This window comes from Xenorhabdus griffiniae (genome assembly GCF_001028135.1).
In the GTDB taxonomy this organism is placed as follows: domain Bacteria; phylum Pseudomonadota; class Gammaproteobacteria; order Enterobacterales; family Enterobacteriaceae; genus Xenorhabdus; species Xenorhabdus bakwenae.
On the sequence record NZ_LDNM01000081.1, the window covers coordinates 1 to 1,361 of the forward strand.

Here is a 1,361-nt window from a genome sequence, read left to right on the forward strand (position 1 = left end):
ACGGGAGTTAATGAGATGGTCTTCCCCACCTTGTGAACCATACTCTTTATAGAGTATTTTTTCTGGAGAGTCCATCATGCAAAACGTCACCCTTATTGGTATCGATCTCGGCAAGCATTCTTTCCATATCCATTGTCAGGACAAATTCGGCAAGACTATGCTGCGTAAAAAATTTACCCGCCCAAAATTAATGGAATTTTTAGCGGGGTGTACATCGACTACCGTCGTGATGGAAGCTTGTGCGGGTGCACATTTTATGGCTCGCCGGATCGCTGATTTAGGCCATGATGCGAAGCTGATATCTCCGCAGTTTGTTCGTCCTTTTGTCAAAAGTAACAAAAATGATTTCGTTGATGCAGAGGCGATATGTGAAGCAGCATCACGCCCCTCAATGCGTTTTGTCCAGCCGAGAACGGAGACGCAACAGGCGATGAGAGCACTGCATCGTGTCAGAGAATCACTCATCAAAGATAAGGTAAAGACCACTAACCAAATGCACGCTTTTTTGCTGGAGTTTGGTATCAGTCTGCCAAAAGGCGAGGCGGTCATTAAACGGTTATCTCTGGTTCTGGCAGAACACGACGTGCCCGATTATATGAGCCGTTTGCTGATGAAATTACATGCCCATTACCTTTATCTTGTCGAGCAAATAACCACGTTGGAATTAGAATTAAAACAGTCCATCAAAGCGGACGATGCGATTCAACGCATGATGACAATACCGGGGGTGGGACCCATTACCGCCAGCCTACTTTCATCCCAGCTTGGTGACGGAAAACAATTTTCATGCAGCCGGGATTTTGCTGCTTCGATGGGGCTCGTTCCCCGACAATACAGTACAGGGGGAAAACCGACTCTGCTGGGTATCAGCAAACGCGGCAACAAAAATTTGCGCCGATTGCTGGTTCAATGCGCCCGGGCGTTTATGATGCGGCTTGAGCATCAGCATGGGAGACTTGCCGAGTGGGTTAAGGCACAACTGAGCAAGAAACATTCGAATGTGGTTGCCTGTGCACTGGCTAATAAGCTGGCACGGATAGCCTGGGCAATCACGACTCGGCAAAATGAGTATCAGGCCTAATAGAGGCTGGCTGATTCAATAACTTGATGATTAAACAGTGAAATACACGTTACCTATCTGGTTTTGCGAAGACTGATTATTGATGACATGAACGGCCAATCGGCCTGATGAATAACCTAAGAAGCAAAATGGCTCATTGAAGCCGGGGAGTTTTTAAGGTTCATCAGGCGCAGAACTCATCGTGGCGCGGGTATCCATACTCATAGAGACGCCGGATAGATTTAAGCAAGCCAACCATACATCAAAATGAGTGTTGCAAAAACGGGGAAGACCATAGATT

General features: G+C 46.9%; 1 protein-coding gene. It reads left to right on the forward strand.

Annotated elements, in window-relative coordinates; all coding sequences use genetic code 11:
* Positions 1-76: 76 nt before the first annotated feature.
* Positions 77-1,081: an IS110 family transposase gene (locus tag AAY47_RS14890; RefSeq protein WP_047770922.1), complete on the forward strand. Its 1,005-nt coding sequence runs from the start codon at positions 77-79 to the stop codon at positions 1,079-1,081.
* Positions 1,082-1,361 lie beyond the last annotated feature (280 nt).